The sequence below is a fragment of the Acinetobacter sp. WCHA45 genome (assembly GCF_002165255.2).
Taxonomy (GTDB): Bacteria; Pseudomonadota; Gammaproteobacteria; order Pseudomonadales; family Moraxellaceae; genus Acinetobacter.
Genome location: NZ_CP028561.1, coordinates 998,704 through 1,015,311 on the forward strand (window position 1 = coordinate 998,704; position 16,608 = coordinate 1,015,311).

Below are 16,608 nucleotides of genomic sequence, written 5' to 3' on the forward strand. Positions count from 1 at the left end.
ATTATCAATACATGAATAAAAAACCCACTCAATAAGAGTGGGTTTTTAGAATCTTGGCTCTCCCACCTGGGCTCGAACCAGGGACCTGCGGATTAACAGTCCGTCGCTCTACCGACTGAGCTATGGGAGAATCTGGATAGGCATTCTATGCATGAATAGGGATGTGGTCAAGAGCTGAATACTAAAAAAATTAAATATTGATTTGATTGTACTTTTTATCAGCATTTTTATAAATTTAATGGATAGGATACTTTGTTTTTATTAGGAGCTAGGGTGAGTTTCGATCAATAAAAAAGCCCATATCATATTGGATATAGGCTTCTTTGAATTTGGCTCTCCCACCTGGGCTCGAACCAGGGACCTGCGGATTAACAGTCCGTCGCTCTACCGACTGAGCTATGGGAGAATCTGAATGCCATTATAGGCAGCTTTTAAAATCGGTCAAGCTAAAAGTGTCATGTTTCTTTCATTTTTTCACTGTATGCTTTTTATTTGCACAATTAGGGCGAAATCGGAAAAATAACTTGAACTTTGATCAGGCTATTGTTAGATTCGAAACAGTAAAGTGTTTAGATTTTTATCTAGACAGTGTGGATTTAACCCAACTTGCCAGCACTAAAATGGCTAAATCGGAGGTCAAAATGACTATTCTTAGTATTCAATCTATTTTTTCAAATTTATCTTTTTATCAAGATCATTATCTTGAAATCATTGAAGATCCTCAGCAGTATTACACATCAGTTGAAAACTGCTTTTTGAATACATTTCCATTTAAGCAACAAGCTTTATTTCTAGGCGATTTATTGCAACTTTGGTTTGGTGATAAATGGAAAATTCAAAACGCTAAAAATTTATTGACGCAGAAAAATGTATTAACGGTGAATGAGCATTTTCCTTTGTATTTGTTTCAGCTCGGTGGTGAGCTTATTTTGGGTGCAAATACTGCATTAGCTTGGTCAGTTGCAGAAAATAAAATTGTAGCTGTACAAGTGAAGAGTATTTGGCAATATGCTGTTTTCAGTCACTTATGCTCACGACCAAAAAACTATCATGAAAATAAAGCGATTGCATGAAGTTATAGTAAGCATAAATCTACAGCATAAAATGAAAGGGCGTATATGTATGTCACTGTATAATTTTTAATATTATCGCCCTTATTTTCGTATCAATCTAAATCAAGCTGATGTGTATGAAGTAAAAGAAGTAGATTATTTTTTGAAGTATCTTATGAATATAAAATTATGTTGCAGAAATTATTAAATTCAATATTTTTTTTATTTTCTTCTAAAATTAATTGATAATAATTTTGAATAAAAGGTAAATTTATAATGAAAGGGCAATGTGTTTGTGGTGAAACCACATTTGAAGTTGAATTAAGCAATCATGACGTACATGCTTGTCATTGCTCAATTTGTCGTCGACAGACCAGTGGTGTGATTATGACGATTGATGTGAAACAGGGCAGCTTAAATTTTTTTAAAACCAGACCATTTCTCTATCTACAATTCATCGGCTTGGGGCGAGCGTGGGTTCTGTAATGCTTGTGGCACAAATTTATTTTGGCGCACTAAAGATCAGAATTATTGCTTTATTTAACGCAGAAGCAAAAGAATAAATTTTTAGCTGATTCATAAAGACAAAAAAAGAAGCTTCATTAAGAAGCTTCTTTTTATCGCAACTCAGATTATTGAGCGGCTTTTTCTGCTGCAATCGAAGCAATTGCGGCATCGACACCATCAATTGAGTCTGCTGCTTTTTTAATACGCGCTAAAGCATCAACTAATACATCATCAGCAGTTGCATAAGAAATACGCATAAAACCACCTAAACCAAAAGCATCACCAGGTACAACAGCTACACCAGTTTCTTCAAGCAACCATTCAGAGAATTCTGTGCAAGATTTTAAACCTTTGGCACGGATTAATGGACGGATATTGGCATAGGCATAGAATGCGCCATCAGCAGGCAGACAAGAAATACCGTTGATTTCATTTAAGCCATTTACCACAAGGTCATGACGGCGTTTAAATGCTTCAATCATTGGTTTTAATACATCTTGCGGACCGTTCAATGCCGCTTCTGCCGCAACTTGAGAAATTGAAGTTGGGTTAGATGTCGATTGAGATTGAATATTTTTCATCGCACCAATGAGTTTTGCTGGACCAGCAGCGTAACCAATACGCCAACCTGTCATTGCATACGCTTTTGATACGCCGTTAAGGACAATTGTACGATCATATAAGTCAGGTGCAATTGTTGCGATGTTATAGAACTCATCTTCCCAACGAATTGGTTCGTACATGTCATCAGAAGCAATTAATACTTGTGGATGACGACGAAGTACCTCAGCCAAAGCTTCTAATTCAGCTTTGGTATAAATCATACCTGTTGGATTAGACGGGCTGTTTAATACAAGTAAACGTGTATTTGGTGTAATCGCAGCTTCCAATTGTTCTGGTGTGATTTTGAAGCGTTGTTCTTCACCACATTTCACAATAACAGGCGTACCTTCAGCAATAATTACCATATCTGGATAGCTTACCCAGAATGGCGCAGGAATGATTACTTCATCACCTTTGTTTAACAAAGCAAGTGCCAAGTTAAAGAAACTTTGTTTACCACCACAAGATACTAAAATCTGATTAGGTTGGTAGTCTAAGTTATTATCACGTTTTAATTTTGCGATAATTGCTTTTTTTAAACTTGGAGTACCGTCTACAGCTGTATATTTTGTAAAGCCTTTATTAATCGCTTCAATAGCAGCATCTTTGATATGTTGAGGTGTATCAAAGTCTGGTTCGCCTGCACCTAAACCAATTACGTTTTTACCAGCAGCTTTAAGCTCAGCGGCTTTGTTGGTTACTGCAAGTGTAGGGGACGGTTTGATGGCATTGACACGATCAGAGAGACGTACGTCCACGGCATTATTCCTTCTTATGGGATTAGAAAATAAAAAAGCAGCTCATTTTAGCTTAAATCGGTTTATTTGTGGCTGAAACTTACCTTTATTGAATAAAAAGTTACTAAATTATAGGTTTAGATCGTACAGTACTTTTTACATATTTTAATTTTAGCAAAATAATAAAAATCTATTACAATGGGCGCTAGAAATTTAAATTTCGAGAGAATTTCAATGACTGCGCAACAACCTAAAGCCAAGAAAGCTTTAGTCAAATTACCTTTCCCTATGCCATCTACTCAGGATAACTCTGAGGATGCTACGCATAATCAGGTGCGACCAAAACCTGAGCAATATGCAGATCGTACTTGGATGCCACCGCGTGGTACACGTCGTTCGATGGGGAAACGATAATTTTTGATGGAGGATACTTTCCCAGTAGCTTCCTAAAAGATGAGTCGATAAAAAAGCCAATGACATGTTTATATAAACGTATCATTGGCTTTTTTTATTTGATTAATTTTTATTTATTACCAATCTTAAATGCTGCTAAAAATGCGGTTGGTTTATTGGCATCAAACACAACTCCATCTAAACGACTGGTTTGTGGTGGTTTTATGAATGTTGCTGTTGCAAGGTTTGGAAATTGTTCTTTTTTCATTTTACCTTCAGCGATTAAACTATTTGCAGCCTTTGTGTAGATGTCTGGGCGATAGGCTTTTTGAGCGGTTTCAAGGTACCAATTATTCGGTTTAGTCTCCGCAATTTGTCCCCAGCGACGCATTTGAGTTAACCACCAGATTGCATCTGAATAGTAAGGAATACCATATTGTCCTGTAAAGAAAGTATTAAATGATTTTAACGGGCGAATATCACCTTTTTCATATTCAAAAACACCCGTCAAGCTATTGGTAATAATATCTTCATCGACACCAATATAATTTGTTTGAGCGATGAGTTTAGCTGCTTCTTTACGATGTGCATAATCATTTTCATCTAACCAGTTTGATGCACGAATGAGTGCTTTTACAACTTTTACTGTGGTATTTGGATTTTGTTCTGCAAACGATGTGGTAACTCCATATACTTTATCAGCACCATTATCCCATAACACATCAGATGTAATGACGGGAACACCAAAGCCTTTTTTCACTGCTTTTTGATTCCAAGGTTCACCGACTGAGTATCCTAAGGTTGTTTCTGTTACCATTTTTGCCATCATTTCTGGTGGTGGTACAACGGAAAGGGTTACGTCGGCACCGATATTGCCACTCAAATCATTTTTATTTGGATCATACATACCTGGGTTGATACCACCAGCAGCTAACCAATAGCGCAACATATAATTATGTGTGCCTGTTGGAAAAGTTATGCCTAAATTAAAAGGCTTATGCTTTTGTTTGTATTGATCCACAATCGGTTTAAGTGCTGATGCACTAATCGGATGCTGCGGTTTACCGTCTTCTAGTGGAATGTTATTTTTCATTTCCGACCATATCTCATTTGAAACGGTGATCCCTGCACCATTGTAAGACATGGTAAATGGCGTGATAATTTCTGTACCACTTGGTTTTTCCGTTATGGACGCAAGTGGCATTGCGGCAAGCATTTGCGCACCGTCTAATTCACCTTTTTGTACACGTGTATATAACAGCTTCCAGTTGGGTTGTACTTCGAGTTGGACTGATAGCCCTTCGTCTTTAAAAAAACCTTTCTCAACAGCAACGGCTAAAGGTGCCATATCTGTTAATTTAACAAAACCAATTTTTAGCGCCGTTTTTTCTGTGGTTGATTCAGCTGCATTACTATCAGGGGATGGCTGGCAGCCAGTGACGAATAAAATAAGGCTCGCCATATAAGATATGATGAATGCCTTATTAAAAAATACTTTTCTCATGTAATTCCCCGTCAGTAATAAACATTAATAGATAAAAAGCAAAAAACATGCCATTATTTTAATTTTTGTGTAAGTCATTGAGATTGCTTTGATTTTATACACTTGTATGGATTTTAGTGTTTGCGAATTTTGTGATGATTTTTTATTAATTTTTTATTAAATATCATTATCTTGTAATTTATTTTTTGTGGATTTTGGATGTTGTAACCAAATTGTAATTATGGGAAGAATCAAGTTTTATGCTTGAAAGATAAAACCTGATTCATCATCGAGTGAGTTAATGTTTTTTTAAGGTGCGATGAACAGGATGCTTAATAATACTTTTGCCCTGCCATAAAGCAATAAAGTCTTGCTCATCGAAATCATAGAGCTCCATTAATGCAATAATTGCACTAACAAAGATCATTGGACCTTCAGAATTATCATGAAAATCAAATATTTTGCCATTCAATTTGGCTAATATATCGTTAATTTCATATTCACGGCCTCTTCCATAACGATCACGCGGATAAAGTTCTTCATTAAGTACAATTAACGCGATGGCTTTTTCTGAAGGGCTTAGTTTTGTTTGTTCTAAAGCTTCTTCAAAAGATTCATACCCATGATTAAAATAAAAAATGACTTCATCACAGATAAAGCTATGCACCATTTTGGCAGTCAGATCTGGAAATTGCGAAACAGCATCGTCCTCGATGTAAGGTCGAAAGGATTCTGGAAAAATCACATTCGAATGAATTCCTTTGAATAAAGGGGCAATTTCAGAAACTTTATAACCCGCAATGCCACAACCGAGTGCCGTTAAAAAATATTTCACTTTAGGATGATTTTTAGCATAAATTTTAAAATCATCGACATAGTGCTCAATTTGAGAAAGTGGCATTTGTTGGATATGTTCATTTAAAGTTGGAATAGCAAAACTTTGCCCAGCCCAACCTCGTCCGACACCGTTAACTGCTGCGAAATGTTGTGCCGCGACACGTGCGGCCCCACTATCATGTATTCCAGCTAGATTACTACCAAAAACAAATACTGTATCTTCGGGCAGTTCGGTGACAATGCTTTCATCATGGTATTGGTAAGACATATTGTTATCATTGAAATAGCGTAATGAGTTCATGTTGCAGTTGATTAGGTTGATGGTCAAGTGCTAAATGTAAAAGTTTTATGTTATTGTTGAAAGATAACAAAAACAGTGTGATAGATGAAAATGAATCAATCCAAAGCAGGGAATCTACTTTATACCAATGGGCGTATTGTACAAAAAGGGGATTTTGCCTTAATAAGTTATCGGGGTTTAGATGCCTATTCACCTTTACATTTTAAATATGGTTTTATTCCTATTCAAATTGCTGATTTGGAATATGACAAAACAGGTAAAAAAATAAAAAGAATCCCTTTTATTTCTGAACAGGGTGAAGAAATGTCTTATGGATATGCCATAGATGCTTTCAAGGCAAAAGGAACAAAGACTTTACATTATATTGACCATAGCACAAACAATATGCAGGATTATGTGGTTTATTATCTTGCTGAATTGGAAAAATGGCTGGAAAATGAGGGGGATATGGAAGCTGCATTGGCTTTGGCAATGTATTATTCAAACCATGAACCAAAAGGTCGGGATGAACAATATGTTTTACAGATCAGAAAGAAAGCGAGACAATATTTTGAATTGGCTAGCCAAAATGGTCATGCCATTGCCAGTGAATATCTAGCTCGTGAACATGGTTACTATATTCTCTTTCAGCCGAGAGATCGTATTGAAAATAAGGTGTATTTAGAATCTGAAAAAAATTTATTTTTTGATTATCTGATTAAAAGTGGTGAACAAGGATTTGCTCAGGCACAATTTCAACTTGGCATTAATTATGAATATGGAAGAGAGGGTTTTCCTCAGGATTATAAGAAAGCAGTCTACTGGTATCATGAGGCTGCCCGACAAGGCTACCCGAGGGCGACTAATAATTTGGCTGATAAATATGAGCATGGGTTGGGTGTTGCACAGGATTATAAAAAAGCGATTGAACTTTATTCATACGCTGCACAATATAGGATTCCTGAAGCCATGTTTAGTTTGGGAAATCTTTATTTGCAAGGTAAAGGGGTATTGTGTGATGTCATTCAGGCTCAATTATATTTTGAACAATCAGCACGTTTGGGCTATGCACCAGCAAAAAGAAGTCTTAAAGCACTAGATGTTGAACGTTGAAAATTGTGAATTCGACCTTATTAATAAAAGTCACCTGATCAGAAAAGAGTAAGCCTGTGAGCGAAAACCAACCTTTTGAGTTAGTCACCAACTACCAGCCAGCAGGTGATCAACCTCAGGCGATTGAGAAGCTTGTAAGTGGGATTGAACAGGGTTTTCGTAATCAATTGCTACTTGGGGTTACAGGCTCGGGCAAGACCTATACAATGGCGAATGTGATTGCTCAGACGCAACGTCCCACCATTGTAATGGCACATAACAAAACGCTTGCGGCACAGCTCTATGGTGAGTTCAAGGCATTTTTCCCAAACAATGCGGTCGAGTATTTCGTCAGTTATTACGATTACTATCAACCAGAAGCCTATGTGCCATCATCCGATACCTTTATCGAAAAAGACTCAGCAATCAACGACCACATTGACCAAATGCGTCTTTCTGCAACGCGTGCTTTATTAGAGCGTCGTGATGCGATTATTGTCGCTTCAGTTTCTGCGATTTATGGTTTAGGTGATCCGAATGCCTATATGCAAATGCTGTTGCATATTGTGCAAGGCGATCGCGTCAGTCGTGATGAGATCATTCGCCGTTTGGTGGAAATGCAATATACCCGTAATGAATTGGAGTTCTTGCGTGGTACTTATCGTATTCGTGGCGAAATCATTGATATTTTCCCTGCCGAGTCGGATAAAGATGCGATTCGAGTGGAGTTATTTGATGATGAGGTTGATTCGATTCGCTGGTTTGACCCATTGACAGGAAAATTGGTGCGTAAAGTGCCACGAGTGACGATTTATCCGAAAAGTCATTATGTTACGCCAAAAGATTATTTAACTCGTGCGATTGATACCATTAAAGATGAATTGAAGGATCAGCTTAAATTTTTCAAGGATCATGACAAATTACTGGAAGCGCAACGTATCGAACAGCGTACTCGCTATGATTTAGAGATGATGCAACAGTTGGGTTATACCAATGGGATTGAAAACTACTCTCGCCATCTTTCAGGCCGCACAGCAGGCGAAGCGCCGCCGACTTTATTTGATTATATCCCTGAAGATGCCTTGCTGATTATTGATGAATCGCATGTGACAGTTCCTCAAATTGGTGCGATGTATAAAGGTGACCGTTCACGTAAAGAAAACTTGGTGAATTATGGTTTCCGCTTACCCAGTGCTTTGGATAACCGTCCAATGAAATTTGAAGAGTGGGAGCGAATTGTTCCGACCACGGTTTTTGTGAGTGCAACGCCTGCACATTACGAATTAGAAAAGTCAGAGCAAATTGTTGAGCAGGTCGTTCGCCCAACAGGCTTGATTGATCCTGAAATTGAAGTACGTCCAGTATTAACTCAAGTCGATGATGTACTTTCTGAAATCAATATTCGTAAACAATTAAATGAACGTGTCCTTGTGACAACTTTGACTAAACGTATGGCGGAAGATTTAACCTCATACCTGAAAGAATATGGCGTTAAAGTCGCGTATCTGCACTCGGATATTGATACTGTTGAACGTGTGAAGATCATCCATGAGTTGCGTACAGGTGTACATGATGTTCTGGTTGGGATTAACCTACTGCGGGAAGGTCTGGATATGCCAGAAGTATCTTTGGTTGCAATCTTAGATGCAGATAAAGAAGGTTTCTTACGTTCAGAACGTTCTTTGATTCAAACCATTGGTCGTGCAGCACGTAATGTGAAAGGTAAAGCGATTTTATATGCAGATCGTATTACTGACTCGATGCGTAAAGCGATGGATGAAACAGATCGTCGTCGTAACAAACAAATTGAATTTAATGAATTACACGGTATTACCCCACGTAGTGCGGTGCGCCAAGCAATTAAAGAAATCGATACGGGTGAAGTACTTAGTGATGATGAAATTGATGAAAAAGTGTTAGAGCAAGCGCAGAGTATCAGTGCCGACGAACAGCATCTTTTATCGGATCCAAAACTGTTTGCCAAGCATATTACCAAGCTTGAAAAAGAGATGTTAAAAGCTTCAAAAGAGCTTCAGTTTGAGCAAGCAGCTAGATTGCGAGATGAGATTGTTCGTCTCAAAGCCCATATGTTGCAATCGTAATCTAGTAGAGAAATCCTCAAGAGGGATACATATCGCAACAATCTTTGCTTATAAAATAGGCTATGTTGAAAAGCTAAATATATGACTATTGATAACAAATTTCTGTTTTGAGGATTTCCCATGCCGCTGATTAAGAATTTCCCTAAAGCAAGTTGGCGTTTAACAAAAATTGCAATTGGTGGAGTGGTCTTAACTGGACTGGCTGTAGGAACGATTGCTTATGCACAATCAAAGTCTTTACCTACAGTTGATAAAGTAGAACTGGATAAATATTTAGGTGTTTGGTGTGAGGTTGCTCGTAAGCCAATGTTCTTTGAACGTAAATGCGCTTATAACGTGACAGCAACTTATACGTTAAACGAAAATGGCAATATTGTTGTTGATAACAAATGTTATGATGGTGAGGGTACTTTACAACGCAGTTTAGGTGAGGCGTTTGTTGCGAATGCGCCTTTTAACACCAAATTAAGAGTGAGCTTTTTACCAGAAGCTGTGCGTTGGATTCCTGTTGCACGCGGAGATTACTGGGTTTTAAAGCTTGATGAAGATTATCAAACCGTGCTTGTGGGTGAACCACGCCGTAAATATCTATGGGTGTTGTCACGTACACCTCAGCCGAAAAAAGAAATTATTCATGAATATCTAAATTATGCCAAATCATTAGGCTATGATATTCATGATGTGATTTACCCTGAACATCGCTAAATCGGTTATACTTAGTTAAAACCATGCTTGCATGGTTTTTTTATTTTTATATAGTGGATAATTCACGTTTTTAAGATACGTCCCAAATGCTTCTGAGGTCAAAATGTTAAAAGGCATCGCTTATTCAGTTTTGGCTTCTGTCACCTTTGGGGTTCTGTATTTTTACACTCAATTACTGGGTGCATTAGATAGTGAACAAACTTTTGGGTGGCGAATTATTGCCACAATTCCATTTTTGACTTTATTTATGTGGTTTAGTGGTGACTTGACGCATATCAAAACCATATTTAATCGAATCATAGCAAAGCCTAGTTTATTAGTGTTTCTAATGATCACTTCCATACTGACCTCGGCACAATTATGGTTGTTTTTATGGGGACCTATGCATGGTCGTGGGTTACAAGTTTCTTTGGGGTATTTCTTGTTGCCTTTGGTTCTTGTGCTTGCTGGAAGCTTTTTATATGGTGAGAAATTGTCTAAGTTACAGTATCTCGCAGTATTTTTGGCAGTATTTGGTGTTGGGCATGAGATTTGGCGCCTAGGTACAATAGCTTGGGAAACTGCTTTTGTTGCTTTAGGTTATGCAGCTTACTTTATTCTTCGTAAAAAAATTCAAACGGACAACTTAGGTGGTTTTTGGTGGGATTTATTCTTGATCCTGCCAATTGCGATTTTCTTTACTCAGACAGGTGAAACTCCATATTTAAAGTTTTTAGAGCATCCTAGTTTGGGAGTTGTCGTTCTAGGTTTGGGTTTGTTGAGTGCGATTGGCCTAGGAAGTTATATTTTAGCAAGTCGTTATTTGCCGCTGATTATTTTTGGTTTACTGGGCTATTTAGAACCTGTTTTATTGGCATTGGCATCGTTGGTGCTTGGTGAAAAAATTGGTCAAGGTGAATGGTTGACCTATATTCCTATTTGGTTGGCCGTATTGGTATTGGTGATAGAAGGGGCGTTACATCTTTATCAGCAAAGGCGTCGCAAGCAGCATTTGGAATTGAATTTAAAACAGTATTCGCAACGTTTAGGTGATGATCAATAGATTGGGCGCTGAATAAACCAGTTAAACTGGTTTTTCTTGCTTTAATTTTGAATATAAATAATAGCTTAAGTTTATGAGTAGAAACATTAAGATACGACCGTATTCTTTAGGTAGGCAACCGACTTCGCCATTACAATTGAAGAATGGTTCTCCAAGCCAAGAAATAGGGAAATAGACGATATTTGTCAGAACTAATCCGATCATTCCAATAAAACCCATCGATACTTCGCAAGCAAGAGGGATGCTGATGAGTAATAACCATAATTTAAAATTCATTTTAGGGCTTGTTGAGAATTAACAAAGGCAACTGATTAATTTATAATAGTACTATGGATAGATACATACTTACTGATGCCCAATGGGCAAAAATGGAACCTTTTTGCCTAGGTAAAGTGACCGATCGAGGTCGTAGTGGAAAAGATAATCGATTATTCTTAGAAGCAGTCCTCTGGATTGCCCGTACAGGCAGTCCATGGCGTGATCTACCTCCTCATTTTGGTAAATGGAATACCGTCTTTAAAAGATACCGTGACTGGGTGAAAGCTGGTGTATTTGAAACTATTTTTGCATCTGTAAATGAAGATGTTGATTTGGAATACGCCATGATTGATGGAACGATTGTTAAAGTTCATCGACATGGCCAAGGTGCAAAAGGGGGACCTTCAAACAGTCTATAGGTAAATCTCGAGGTGGAATGACTTGTAAAATTCTTGCCTTAGTGGATAGTCTAGGCAACCTCATTAAGTTTCGATTAATGCCTGGTCAATATCACGATTTAGTAGAAACCAAACCTTTAATTGAAGATGTTGATTTTCAAGCATTACTAGCGGATAAAGCATTTGATGCAGATTGGCTCATCCAAGAACTCAATGAACGTAAAGTGAAAGTGGTGATCCCACCCAAATCTAATCGAAAAGTAATGAGAGCCTTTGATACGATTATGTATAAATGGCGTCATCTCATTGAAAACTATTTCTGTAAGTTAAAAGAATTTAAACGTATAGCGATGCGTAGTTGTAAAACAGATACGAGTTTTGAAGCCATGATTCAATTGTGCGCGAGTTTAATTAACTCTCGGTAATTCTCAACAAACCCTAGTTGTTTATGTGCTGTAGATAATTAGAGATCATTTTAAATACTTTATTCTTTTTATTTCATGTTTTTACATTAGTTTATACGATTTCTCTCGTTAAATGATTTGTCATGTATCACTTCCGTTTTTACTTATTTTTAGCATACTGTTTGAGTCAAACAACGATAGCGTTAAGTTATCAGTAAAACTGTTATTAAAGTTAGACAAACAGCATGTATTTAGATGATTGCAAAAGAGTTTCCCTAAAATCACAAAAATAATTATAGGTATTTTATGAATTTATAGTCAATTAGGACAAAATCTTAACTCAATTAACAGCTTTTGATTCAATCTTGATGATAATTCCATTACAATTATGGCGTTTTAAAAATTCACGCCCAGTATAGATATTAAATTTGAGGACGTAACTGTGAGCAAAGACACTATTGTTGCCCTACACGCAGAACATCAAGGTCGTTGGAAAAACCGTGAAGAAATCGCGGAACGCATGATTGCTTTGATTGGTCAATTATACCGTGAGAAAAATATTGTTGTTTCTGTTTACGGTCGTTCTTTAATAAACCGTTCAGTGATTCAAATTTTAAAATCACATCGCCGTACACGTATGCTTGATGTAGAACTTTCAGTTGTTCATACCTTCCCAATTTTGGAAGCGTTAATGAAAATTGAAAACATTGGTTCTGCTGAAGTAGACATCGGTAAACTTGCTGTTGAATATAAAAATCAAGGTGGCGATGTAGATGTATTTGTTGCAAATGCCGTTGCTTCGATTGAAGGTAAAGCAAAATCTGAAGAACCTAAAGATGTCGTTCTTTACGGTTTCGGTCGTATTGGTCGTATCTTAGCGCGTTTAATCATTAGCCAATCTGGTTTAGGTCGTGGTTTAAGCCTTAAAGCGATTGTAGTTCGTAAATCATCTGACGGTGACTTGGCGAAACGTGCTTCATTATTACGTCGTGACTCTATTCACGGTACTTTTGACGGTACAATTTCTGTTGATGAAGAAAACGAAGCAATCATTGCAAACGGTCAATTCATTAAAGTGATCTATGCTTCAAGCCCAAGCGAAGTGGATTACACCGCTTATGGTATTGAAAATGCGCTTTTGATCGACAATACAGGTAAATGGCGTGATGCTGAAGGTCTAAGCCAACACTTGAAATGTGCAGGTATTGCACGTGTAGTCTTGACTGCACCAAGTAAAGGTGAGATGAAGAACGTTGTATACGGCGTAAACAATACAGATATTTTAGATGAAGACAAAATCATCTCTGCTGCAAGCTGTACTACGAACGCAATTACACCTGTATTAAAAGTTTTAGATGACAAATACAAAGTATTAAATGGTCATGTTGAAACAGTTCACTCATTCACAAACGATCAAAACTTAATTGATAACTACCACAAGGCTGACCGTCGTGGTCGTGCTGCGACATTAAACATGGTGATCACTGAAACAGGTGCTGCGAAAGCAGTTGCGAAAGCATTACCAGGTCTTAAAGGCAAGTTAACAGGTAACTCTGTACGTGTTCCTACACCAAACGTTTCACTTGCGATCTTGAACTTAAACCTAGAGAAAGAAGTTGATCGTGAAGAAGTGAACGAATACATTCGTCAAATCTCGATTAATTCTAGCCTACAAGGTCAAATTGGTTATACAAACTCGACTGAAGTTGTATCAAGTGACTTTATTGGTTCACGTACTGCAGGTGTGTTTGATGCGCAAGCAACAATCACTTCTGGTACACGTTTAACAGCGTATGTTTGGTACGATAACGAAGTGGGTTATAGCTGCCAAGTATTGCGTATCGCTGAACAAATGTGTGGCGTAAGCTATACAAAAATTCCAGCTGAAACAAATGCATAATTTGTAAAAGTTGAAAAAAAGGAGCTGATTTAAAGCTCCTTTTTTATACTTAGGTATATCTAAAATATTGTATTTTAATTTACCGTATGTTTAATTAAGTCTCTAATAAATAAAAGTGCTTCATAATGAAAAAATATATATTTACTATTTTAGTTGCAAGTATCAGTATGCATATGGTTGTGCGGTAGATTTTGTGTGTAGGCTTCTTCATTTGAAAATTATATCGATGAAAAAGCCTGTACAGATAGGTTTGTGCAACAAAGCCGAAATTATGTGAAAAATAATTAAAAAGCAGATTTATTTGAGTTTTTTAAAGAAGTTGATTGATTGCTTAATAAAATTCATGCAGAGCTGAGTAAATCTATTCGAGAAATTTATTAAAATGTGGCAAAATAGTCCGCTTTTAAGAATTTAGAGGATTGGCACATGCGCTTTGTTGATGAAGCAGTCATAACCGTAGAGGCTGGCGACGGTGGCAATGGCGTAGCCAGTTTTCGCCGTGAAAAATTTATCCCTTTTGGTGGTCCAGATGGTGGAGACGGGGGACGTGGTGGAAGTATTTATATCCAAGCCGATGATGACACAGGTACGCTCGTAGATTATCGTTATACGCGTCGATTCCGTGCTGAACGTGGTAAAAATGGTCGTGGTGCAAACTGTTCAGGTCGTGGTGGTGAAGATGTTGTTTTAAGAGTACCTGTAGGTACAACCATCGTTGATATTGAGTCTGGTGATATTATTGGTGATTTGGTTGCTGATGGTCAACGTGTCAAAGTAGCCAATGGTGGTGATGGTGGTTTAGGTAACACACACTTTAAGTCTTCAACGAATCGTTCTCCACGTAAATGCACTCATGGTATCAAAGGTGAATACCGAGAAGTACGTTTAGAGTTGAAAGTACTTGCAGATGTTGGCTTGTTGGGTATGCCAAATGCAGGTAAATCAACGTTTATTCGTGCAGTCAGTGCGGCAAAACCAAAAGTTGCGGATTATCCATTTACCACAATGATTCCTAATCTTGGGGTGGTTGATGCAGACCGTCATCGTTCATTCGTTATGGCCGATATTCCAGGTCTGATTGAAGGTGCAGCAGAAGGTGCGGGTCTTGGGATTCGTTTCCTTAAGCATTTGGCACGTACTCGTATCCTGTTGCATATTGTTGATGTTCAACCGATTGATGGTTCAGATCCAGCGCATAACGCCAAAGCAATTTTGGGTGAGTTGGTGAAATTCTCACCAACTTTGGCAAAGCTCCCTGTGGTTCTTGTCTTGAACAAACTTGACCAACTTCCTGAAGAATCAAGAGAAGAGTGGTGTCAGCATATTCTTGATGAATTGCAATGGGAAGGTCCTGTATTTAAAACTTCTGGTTTGATGTCAGAAGGCACGAAAGAAGTTGTTTATTACTTAATGGATCAGATCGAGCAACAGCGTGAGCGTGAAGTTGAAGATCCTGAGTATGCAGCAGAAATGAAAGCATTCCGTGAGCAGCTTGAGGCTGAGACACGTGAACAAACCATCGCAGCAAAAGAAGCTTATCGTGCTATGCGTAAAGCTCAGCGTGAAGCTGGCTTAGAAGACGATGAAGATGATTTTGATGACGATGAGGATGAAGGCGGCGTAGAAAGTATTTACGTACGCGACTAGTGAACCGAGGAAAAAATGATAGAAGTGGTCGATGGGCAACGTCAGCTCAATGCGTGTAAACGAATCGTTGTTAAAATCGGATCATCTTTACTCACTGCAAATGGGCAAGGTTTAGATTTAAATGCAATTTCGCATTGGGCGAAACAAATTGCGGATCTACACAATGCTGGGCACGAAATTATTTTAGTGTCCTCTGGTGCAGTTGCAGAGGGGATGGTACGCATGAAACTTGCGAGTCGACCCACTGATTTACCCAGTTTGCAAGCTTGTGCTGCTATTGGCCAAATGGGTTTAATCCATACCTGGTCAAGCGTATTGGATCAACATGGGATTCAAACAGCACAAGTCCTACTCACGCATGATGATCTTGCTGATCGTCGTCGTTACCTCAACTCTTGTGATGCTTTGCAAAACTTGATCAATTGGCGTGTGATTCCTGTCATTAATGAAAATGATACGGTATCTACCGATGAGATTCGTTTTGGTGATAACGATACTTTAGCCGCAATGGTGGCGGGGCAGGTTCAGGCTGAGTTGTTGATTATTTTGACAGATCAGCAAGGCATGTTCGATTCTGATCCGCGTAGTAATCCAAATGCCAAGTTGTTTTCTTCAGTTCGTGCATTAGACGATACTTTATTTGAAATGGCGGGTGGTGGTGGTGTTTTAGGTCGCGGTGGTATGGTGACCAAAGTTCGTGCAGCACGTCTTGCAGCGAAGTCTGGTTGTCCGACTTTAATTGCTAGTGGTGAAAGTGACCATGTGTTGGCTCGTTTAATGGCGGGTGAGATGCTTGGAACATTATTTACAACTGATAATGACCGTGTGACCGCTCATCAACAATGGCTTGCAGCTCATTTGCAAACAGCAGGTCGTTTAGTGATAGATGATGGTGCTGTTGAAGCGATTAAACTGAAGCATCGTAGTTTATTACCTGTAGGTGTGAAAGCCATTGAAGGTCATTTTGATCGTGGTGATGTAGTTGAATGTGTTGATCAGAATGGTGCTCGTATTGCTGTTGGTCGTGTGAATTTTAGTTCTCGTTCAGCAGAAATGGTGAAGGGTTTACCTTCTGAGAAAGTCTACCAAGTTTTGGGTGAGGCACGTTCTTTAGAAATGATTCATCGAGACCACATGGCAATTTACTAAATACAAATATAAAAAAAGC

The 16,608-nt window shown here is 38.2% G+C and carries 13 protein-coding genes, 2 tRNA genes and 1 pseudogene; 11 read left to right on the forward strand and 5 right to left on the reverse strand.

The window, feature by feature from the left end; translation table 11 throughout:
- Window positions 1–54: 54 nt before the first annotated feature.
- Window positions 55–130, reverse strand: a tRNA-Asn gene (locus tag CDG55_RS06095).
- A gap of 200 nt (window positions 131–330) precedes the next feature.
- Window positions 331–406: transfer RNA gene (locus tag CDG55_RS06100), tRNA-Asn, on the reverse strand.
- Between the two features lie 235 nt (window positions 407–641).
- On the opposite strand from CDG55_RS06100, the gene CDG55_RS06105 reads away from it, so the two are divergent.
- Window positions 642–1,073 (forward strand): hypothetical protein, encoded by a 432-nt coding sequence (locus CDG55_RS06105; protein WP_087536283.1) that lies wholly within the window; start codon window positions 642–644, stop codon window positions 1,071–1,073.
- A 255-nt stretch (window positions 1,074–1,328) separates the two neighbouring features.
- A pseudogene (locus CDG55_RS06110) lies at window positions 1,329–1,593 on the forward strand (GFA family protein); the annotation flags it as partial.
- Window positions 1,594–1,684: 91 nt separating this feature from the next.
- On the opposite strand, the gene CDG55_RS06115 reads toward CDG55_RS06110, so the two are convergent.
- Window positions 1,685–2,920, reverse strand: coding sequence for a pyridoxal phosphate-dependent aminotransferase (locus CDG55_RS06115; RefSeq protein WP_005157664.1), 1,236 nt, complete (start codon window positions 2,918–2,920; stop codon window positions 1,685–1,687).
- Between the two features lie 213 nt (window positions 2,921–3,133).
- On the opposite strand from CDG55_RS06115, the gene CDG55_RS06120 reads away from it, so the two are divergent.
- Window positions 3,134–3,313, forward strand: coding sequence for a hypothetical protein (locus CDG55_RS06120; RefSeq protein WP_005157661.1), 180 nt, complete (start codon window positions 3,134–3,136; stop codon window positions 3,311–3,313).
- A gap of 109 nt (window positions 3,314–3,422) precedes the next feature.
- On the opposite strand, the gene CDG55_RS06125 is transcribed toward CDG55_RS06120, so the two are convergent.
- The gene (locus CDG55_RS06125; RefSeq protein ID WP_228252569.1) at window positions 3,423–4,796 is read right to left on the reverse strand and encodes a CmpA/NrtA family ABC transporter substrate-binding protein; all 1,374 of its coding nucleotides are present in this window, start codon (window positions 4,794–4,796) and stop codon (window positions 3,423–3,425) included.
- A 277-nt stretch (window positions 4,797–5,073) separates the two neighbouring features.
- Window positions 5,074–5,880 carry a hypothetical protein gene (locus CDG55_RS06130; RefSeq protein WP_034602628.1) on the reverse strand — a complete coding sequence of 269 codons (807 nt, stop codon included), beginning with the start codon at window positions 5,878–5,880 and terminating at the stop codon, window positions 5,074–5,076.
- A 123-nt stretch (window positions 5,881–6,003) separates the two neighbouring features.
- On the opposite strand from CDG55_RS06130, the gene CDG55_RS06135 reads away from it, so the two are divergent.
- The 8 genes from CDG55_RS06135 (at window position 6,004) to proB (ending at window position 16,589) form a co-directional block, all read left to right on the forward strand.
- Window positions 6,004–7,005 (forward strand): tetratricopeptide repeat protein, encoded by a 1,002-nt coding sequence (locus CDG55_RS06135; protein WP_228252570.1) that lies wholly within the window; start codon window positions 6,004–6,006, stop codon window positions 7,003–7,005.
- 56 nt (window positions 7,006–7,061) lie between these two features.
- On the forward strand, window positions 7,062–9,086 hold the full coding sequence (gene uvrB / locus CDG55_RS06140) for an excinuclease ABC subunit UvrB (protein WP_087536286.1): 2,025 nt from the start codon (window positions 7,062–7,064) through the stop codon (window positions 9,084–9,086).
- 120 nt (window positions 9,087–9,206) lie between these two features.
- Entirely contained in the window at window positions 9,207–9,791 is a 585-nt protein-coding gene (locus CDG55_RS06145; protein ID WP_087536287.1) for a lipocalin family protein, read from the forward strand.
- Window positions 9,792–9,894: 103 nt separating this feature from the next.
- Window positions 9,895–10,833, forward strand: a complete 939-nt coding sequence (gene rarD / locus CDG55_RS06150) for an EamA family transporter RarD (RefSeq protein WP_087536288.1) — start codon at window positions 9,895–9,897, stop codon at window positions 10,831–10,833.
- 329 nt (window positions 10,834–11,162) lie between these two features.
- Window positions 11,163–11,914 (forward strand): IS5 family transposase gene (locus tag CDG55_RS06160; protein ID WP_111313912.1). Its coding sequence is split into 2 segments (ribosomal slippage): window positions 11,163–11,499 and window positions 11,499–11,914, totalling 753 coding nucleotides; the frame shifts between segments, so codons are not numbered across the junction.
- A gap of 421 nt (window positions 11,915–12,335) precedes the next feature.
- Window positions 12,336–13,793, forward strand: coding sequence for a glyceraldehyde-3-phosphate dehydrogenase (locus CDG55_RS06165; RefSeq protein WP_087537111.1), 1,458 nt, complete (start codon window positions 12,336–12,338; stop codon window positions 13,791–13,793).
- A gap of 426 nt (window positions 13,794–14,219) precedes the next feature.
- Window positions 14,220–15,440 (forward strand): Obg family GTPase CgtA, encoded by a 1,221-nt coding sequence (gene cgtA / locus CDG55_RS06170; protein ID WP_087537112.1) that lies wholly within the window; start codon window positions 14,220–14,222, stop codon window positions 15,438–15,440.
- A gap of 15 nt (window positions 15,441–15,455) precedes the next feature.
- A complete protein-coding gene (gene proB / locus CDG55_RS06175) occupies window positions 15,456–16,589 on the forward strand; it encodes a glutamate 5-kinase (RefSeq protein WP_087537113.1) in 1,134 nt (377 codons plus the stop codon).
- Window positions 16,590–16,608 lie beyond the last annotated feature (19 nt).